This window comes from Actinosynnema sp. (assembly GCF_052038725.1).
On record NZ_JBQGCX010001231.1, the window covers coordinates 1 to 6,663 of the forward strand.

General features: G+C 75.0%; 6 protein-coding genes. All 6 read right to left on the reverse strand.

Going from position 1 to position 6,663, the window contains the following annotated elements; all coding sequences use genetic code 11:
- Positions 1–201, reverse strand: a 201-nt coding sequence (locus tag ACTUAL_RS25850; protein ID WP_440902074.1) for a hypothetical protein, incomplete at its 3' end; no start/stop codon positions are given.
- Positions 198–1,298 carry a cobalamin B12-binding domain-containing protein gene (locus ACTUAL_RS25855; RefSeq protein WP_440902075.1) on the reverse strand — a complete coding sequence of 367 codons (1,101 nt, stop codon included), beginning with the start codon at positions 1,296–1,298 and terminating at the stop codon, positions 198–200. The genes ACTUAL_RS25850 and ACTUAL_RS25855, both read right to left, overlap by 4 nt.
- Positions 1,295–2,935: a PP2C family protein-serine/threonine phosphatase gene (locus ACTUAL_RS25860; protein WP_440902076.1), complete on the reverse strand. Its 1,641-nt coding sequence runs from the start codon at positions 2,933–2,935 to the stop codon at positions 1,295–1,297. Before ACTUAL_RS25860 ends, ACTUAL_RS25855 begins: the two co-directional genes overlap by 4 nt.
- 302 nt (positions 2,936–3,237) lie before the next feature.
- Positions 3,238–3,633 carry a ribosomal subunit interface protein gene (locus ACTUAL_RS25865; RefSeq protein WP_096495830.1) on the reverse strand — a complete coding sequence of 132 codons (396 nt, stop codon included), beginning with the start codon at positions 3,631–3,633 and terminating at the stop codon, positions 3,238–3,240.
- A 213-nt stretch (positions 3,634–3,846) separates the two neighbouring features.
- Positions 3,847–4,863: a tyrosine-protein phosphatase gene (locus ACTUAL_RS25870; RefSeq protein ID WP_440902077.1), complete on the reverse strand. Its 1,017-nt coding sequence runs from the start codon at positions 4,861–4,863 to the stop codon at positions 3,847–3,849.
- Positions 4,864–4,892: 29 nt separating this feature from the next.
- The coding region (locus ACTUAL_RS25875; RefSeq protein ID WP_440902078.1) for a hypothetical protein at positions 4,893–6,663 on the reverse strand (1,771 nt) is incomplete at its 5' end.

Genomic DNA, 6,663 nt, shown 5'->3' on the forward strand with positions numbered 1-6,663 from the left:
GGTCGCGAGGCCGTACGAGTCGCACAGCTCCAGGCCGGCGAAGTCGATGCGCACGTCGGTGACCCCGCCCTCCTCCAGCGCGTCGACCACGGTGGCCAGCAGGACGTCACCGGTGTCGTAGGCGAGATCTCCTGTCACCGCGACGTCGGCGGTCCCGCCGTCGACGACGCGCGTGCAGGTCAGGGGGTGTGGTCGGCTCATGCGGCGGGTCCGGGGTCGGAGGGGTGGTGGGCGAGTGCGTGGTCGTGGGGCCTCAACGGGTCGGACGCGGTGGTGCCGTGGGCGGCCAGGAACGCCGTCGCCCTCGGGAAGTCGCGCAGCTCGGCCGACAGCAGGTCCACGGCGGGGCGCAGGAACGCGGGTGGGACGCCGCGCGAGGACAGCACGTCCCCGGTCCAGCCGAGGAAGTCGGTGAACAGCCCGGGGTCGTCGGTGTACAGCGCCACCGCGAGGTGCTCGACGATGTGCAGGAGGTCCTCGGCGGTGCGCTCCTGCTGCTGCTCGGTGTAGGTCCGCATCACCGGCAGCCGCTCCTCCAGTCCCGTGTAGACGGCCTTCACCAACTGCTGGGCCGTCCTGGAGATCATGGTGTACTCCTGGTCGCCCAGGTGCGGCAGGTCGTCGATCGGCTGGTGGCCGGACCTCGGCCTGGGCGGCGGACCGGCCGCGAGGTGGTCGGCGGCGGCGCGCGCGTCGGGCGCCCAGCCGTCCGCGCCGAGCAGCCGCGCGTACCGCCCGTCCACGCCGAACGCCCGGCCGCCCGCGAGCACGGGCACTCCCGCGGCCTGGCAGGCGGTGATCGTGGCGTGCGCGGTCGGCAGCCTGGTGGCCAGCGAACCGGACAGCGCGACGGCCTCCGGGTCGGTGCGGTGCAGGTGCGTGACCAGGTGCGGCGCGGGCACCTGCGCGCCCAGGTAGTCGACCTGGAAGCCGCGCAGCTTCAGCACCTCGGACAGCAGCCGGGCGGGCAGCGCGTGCCACTCGCCGTCCACGCACGCGACCACGATCCGGCCGAGCGTGGGTTTGGTGCGCACGCGCACGCCGAGCACGGTGACGACCCGGTCGTTGATGGCGGTGGCCGCGTGCTCCTGGGCGACGGTGAGCCGGTTCGCCACCCACTCCTCGCCGACCCGCCGCTGCACGCCCGCGATCACGTCCAGCAGCACCGACTCGGGGTCGAGCCCGGAGTCGAGCGCGGCCAGCACGACATCGGTGGCGGTGTGCTCGTCACCGGCCGCCACCGCCCGCCAGAGCAGCTCGGCGTGCTCGGCCAGCACCGTCGTCTCGGCCGCCGTCATGACGTGAACCGCCCCGGACCGTGCCCCCCGACCGCCGTCAGGTGCTGCCCGCGCGGCGCGGTGACCGCCAGCACGGCCATGTCGTCGTGGTCGCTGGCGCCGACCCAGTGCGCGGCGAGCATCTGCACGTGCTCCACCACGGCCTCGGCGGGCATCCCGGCGCACTCGGCGAGCGCGCGGCGCAGCCGGGACTCGCCGAACATGGCGGTGTCCATGGGGCCGCCCCTGGCCTCGGTGATGCCGTCGGTGTAGAGCAGGCACGTCTCGCCGGGGCCGAGGACGACCTCGGCGGTGGTGCTCTCGATCTCGGGGAGCACGCCGATGAGGGTGCCGGTGGTGTCGGCCTCCTCGACCTCGCCGCCCGCGCGCACGATCAGCGGCGGCGGGTGGCCCGCGCTGGTCAGGCGCAGCCGCACCGAGGGGCCCTCGCGGGTGACGGAGGCGAGCACGAGCGTGACGAACCGGGTGCTGCCGTTGTTGAGCAGCGCCTCGTTGAGCAGGGTGAGCATCCGGTGGTGGTCGTCGGCCATGGGGAGCAGGACCTGCAGGGCGGTGCGGACCTTGCCGGTGAGCACGGCCGCCTCAAGGCCCTTGCCGCACACGTCGCCGAGCACCACCAGGGACTCGCCGTTCTCGCCCTCGTGCACGTCGTAGAAGTCGCCGCCGACCCGCTCGGTGTCCTGCGACGGGCGGTAGCGGCCCGCGAACTCGACGCCGCCCACGTGGGTGAGCGTGGGCGGGAGCAGCTCGCGCATCAGGGTCTCGGTGATCGAGGCCTGCTGGGCGAACATGCGGGCCGCCGACATGGCCACGCCCGCGCGGGCCGCGAACAGGCGGGCGAACGCCTCCTCGTCGGGGCTGAAGCCGCGCACGGCGGTGCGGCGCACCAGGATCAGCGCGCCCGCGGGCACGCCGTGGCCGGGCAGCGGGGTGACCAGGATGGAGCCCGCCTCGCCGAAGCCGTCGGGCAGCAGCCAGTCGGGGGCCGCCGACGGGTCGATCCAGCGGGACGGCACCGGCGGGAAGCCGCGCAGCGCCTCGCCGAGTCCGGGGACCTCGTCGGGGTCGATGACGATGCGCGTGTGCGCCGGGGACTCGCCGCGCGCGCAGCGGGTGACCGGGTAGTCGCGGCCTCCGGGCGAGATGATCAGGGCGGCGTCGGCCAGGTGCGCGGCGGCGAGGCGGACGGCCACGCGGGCGCAGCGCTCGACGTTCAGGGAGGTGAACAAGGCTGAGGACATCTCGTCCAGCAGGGCGGCCCGCTCGCGCTCGACGGCGAGCTCGGCCAGGGCGCCCCGGCGCTCGGTGTCCTCGACCAGCCACCAGGCGACGGTGCCGCCGCCGTGGTCGACCGGGTGCGCGGCGAAGCTGCGGGGGCCGAAGTCGCCGGTGATCAGGGCGCCCGCCTCGGCGGCGGCGCCCGCAGCGGCGGGTTCGAGGTGGTGGCGGTGCGCGTCGGCCAGCCAGCCGTCGTCGAGCCGCCCGCCCTCGACGATCGAGGGGAGCAGGGTGCTCGCGGCCCGGTTCAGGCCGAGCACGACGCCGTCCGGGCCCACCAGGAGGGCAGGGCAGGGGGCGCTTCGCCACGCCGTGTCGTTGTCGACGTGGGTGCTGCTCACCACGCGGTCTTCGCCCACCAGGATCACCGGGCCCTCGGGTGGGGGCCCCAACCTCACCGCGCCCACGTGCTGGGGGCGCTGTCGAGTGCGCGGACCTGTGGTTTCAAGTCCCGGACGTTCCCAGCTTACAGGTCCTGGGAGCGGACCAGTGCGCGACATGCCGACGCGCGGGCACGGACAGTGAGCCGGGCGCGGTTTCCGGGCGGTTCTCCTCCACGGAGAGTAGTGCAAGGCCGGGCGGGACTGCGGGATGCCCCACACCTGCGGGGCGGCCGGGCGCCACCGCGGCGGTTCGGTGCCGCGGCGGCGCCGGGCGCGGCTCACTTGGCCAGCGGCTCGCCGGTCAGCTCCTCGGCCACCTCGTCCAGGGGCTCGCCCACGTCCTGGTGGCGGATGCTGTCGGCGCCCTTGTGGTCGTGGGCCTTGGAGTAGCGCGTGTCGAGCGCCTTGTGGAGCTTCTTGACCGCCATGACGCACGCCTCGCCCGCCGTGGAGGCGTGGTGGCTGACCACGACCGGCTGGGCGCCCGACGGACGGGCCTCGATGGCGCAGCGCAGGTCCTCGCCCTTGGCTGCGGTCTCCTCGGTGAAGTGGACCTCGACCCTGGTCACCCACCCGTCGAACCTCGCGAGGGAGGTCTCCAGCTCGGACGTGGCGAACTCGGTCAGCTTCTCCCCACCCTGGACACTGCGGTCGATGTTGACCTGCACCTGCATCGGCGTGACCTCTCATCCACTCGGCGGTTGGGAACCGTCAACCCTCCCGTACCCGTTCGGCCGAGTCCCCGAAACGCCCGGATCGGGTTCATCGGGATGATCACGCGATCGGGGGTGGGGAGGCGGGTCAGGGCAGCGTTCCGCCGCCGTCCGCGGCCGGTGATGGGCACGCGGGCCCCCGCGTCGACGAGGAGGCGGGCGGGCGCCGCCGGGTCAGACCAGGAACTTCGCGCGCAGCGCGGTGATCGTGGCCTCGTCCAGGCCGATGCCCTGGCGCAGGTAGGCGTCGAAGCCGCCGTACAGGCGCTGGACCTGGTTCTGCGCGGCCCGCAACCAGGACAGCTCCACGGCCCTCGGGTTGCCGGTGTAGGTGTTGCTGGCCAGGAAGTCCGCCTCCACGACCTCGGCGGGCACGCCGAGCAGGGTGAGCAGGACGGCCGTGGCCCAGCCGGTGCGGTCCTTGCCCGCCGAGCAGTGCACGACGACCGGGCCGGGGGCGGTGGCCACGGCGGTCAGGAAGTCGCGGAACGCGCGGTCGGCGCCGACGAAGTTCACCATGAACGGGTAGCCGACGGACTGGCCGAGGTCCGAGGAGCCGGAGAGCAGACCCGCGGCGATGGCCTCCAGGAGGGTCATGAGCGCCTGGTCGTGGAAGCGGACGCCGTGCTCCAGGGAGGCGACGTCGGCGACCTGGTAGGCGACGCCCGAGGGCAGGCGGTCGGGTTCCTCCAGGCGCTCCACGAGGTTGCGCAGGTCGACCACCTTCACCACGCCCAGGCCCGTGAGCCTGCGCTGCTCGTCGGCGTCGAGGCCGCTGAGCTTGTTGGAGCGGTAGAGGACGCCGCTGCGCACCCAGCGGCCGTCCGAGGTGCGGTAGCCGCCCACGTCGCGGAAGTTCCTGGCGGAGGCGAAGCCGAGGTGCCGGTCGGCGACCACGAGCGGGTCGCCCCGGTCCGGGGTCAGGCGGAAGTACCAGCGGTCGGCGGCGGGCTGCGGGGGCACGGTCAGCGCGCCGGTGCCTCCGGACTGGCCGACTTCCACACCGGTAACCGCCTCCGGCGAGGTGACGGCGGTGATCCGGTCCGAGCCCGCCGCCGAGGCCCACGACAGGGCGTGGCCGCCGTCCGCGCCGCGCACGGCGGTGGCCTGGGTGAACGCGACCGCCTCGGGGGCCGCGCCCGCCGGGGCGGTCAGCCCCGTGACGAGCCCGAGCACCCCGATGGCTGCCACCACAACACGAAGACCGCGCATGACGCTCCTCACCGTTCGACGGGTTCAGCAGTGCAGGGCGCGCCGTCGCAGACGTCGACGACGCGGCCGGTCCGCAGGAACTCCGCCTTCTGCGCGCGTGCGGCGGCGGAGTGCCTGGGGTCCTCGTGGGGGTCGTGGCCCCCGGTCGGGGGGACGTTCCCCGGTGGTGGGGCTGGGGTTCCGCTGTCCCACAGCACCAGCGCGCTCCCGGCGTGCGGGGCGCGGACGCGGCGGATGCCCCAGTGCGGCACGACGTCCGGGCTCCGGCCGGGGACCAGGCTCGGGGTGAGCACGGGGACTCCCGCCGTCCTGGCCTGGACCTCGGCCGCCGCGTTGGCCACCTGGTGGTCGCCGAAGGCGAGGTGCAGCAGCACCTTCCGTCCGCGCAGGAGCGGCGCGCAGCCGTTGGTCTCGGCGCGGTCCCACAGCAGCTGCATGAGGGCGATGACGACCTGCTGGGCCACCGGGTCCGGGTAGGCGGCGCCCAGCACCGCCTGGAACGGGGCGAAGTCGCTGCTGCGGTTCAGGAGCAGGCCGTAGTTCATGCCGGTGACGCCCAGGACGGCCGCGCGGATGTCCCGGTCGGCGGCGACCAGGGCGCCGCCGAGGATGCCGCCCTGGCTGTTGCCGTCGAAGACCAGACCCGCCGCGGGGTCGAGCAGCGGGGCGGTGTCGCCGCGCAGGGCCGGGTGCGCGGGCAGGCCGTCGGGGTGGGTGAGGGCGCGGCCGAGCAGGACCGCGTTGAGGATGCCCTGGACGCTGCGGTCGGGCACGGACTGGAAGCCGGTGACGTCGGCGAGCGCGGCCAGCACCACGGGCACGTCGGCCTTGGCCATGCCGATCCAGTCGGTGGCGCAGAAGGCGAAGCCGTGCTCGGCGGCCATGGCGCGGACATTGCGCGCGCCGACCTCGTTGAGCGAGCCGAGCAGGCCGTGGCCGTAGAGGGCGGGTCTGGCGGGGGTGCGGAACGCCGATCTGGGGATGACGCAGCGGAAGTCGGCTTCCAGGTCGCCGTTGCGCCGCGGGACGCCTCGGGGGTCGCGCAGCAGGGTGGAACCGGGTGGGCCGCCGGGGAGGGCGAGGTAGTTGGGGGCGGTGAGCTTCCCGGTGACCTCGCGGCCGATCAGCGGGTCCCGCTCGGGGGTGGGGTCGGTGGTGGCGGTGATCCGGAACCCTGGGGCGCGGTCGCCGAGGGCGCGGAGCGCGTCGTCGCGCGCGGAGAACAGGTCGCCGGTGAGGGAGTGGCGGCTGGCGACGGTGAAGTCCCAGGCCAGGGTGAGCGAGCGGGGTGCGATTCCGCTGCGCGCCAGGAGGTCGAGCGCGGGGGTGAGCTGGAGCTGCCTGGGGCGCAACGGGTGCGCGGCGGGGAGCCTGCGGCCCGCGAGGGCGCGGTAGGGCTCGGTCGCGGGGAGCGGGGAGCCGTCCTCGGCGCGCAGGTGGCGCAGGGCGACGACGTAGCGGTGGCCCTCGTGGAGGTTGCGCGCCGGGTGGATCAGCAGGGCGCGGCGGTCCGGGGGCGCCTGGGAGTCGAGTTCGGCCCAGTGCGGCCAGCGCTCGCCGGTGGCGGCGTCGAGCAGGACCACGGGGGCGTCGGGGCGCAGGGAGCGGCCGATGTCGGTGACCGGGGGCAGGCCGGAGGCCTCGGCGTCCAGGCCGGGCAGGTGGACCAGCGCGGTGGAGCCGGGCGAGAAGCCGTCGGCGCGGTTCCAGGCGGCCGGGTCGACCGGCTCGCCCGCCGCCGACCTGGGCAGGGACTCCGGGCGCAGGGCGAGCCTGCGG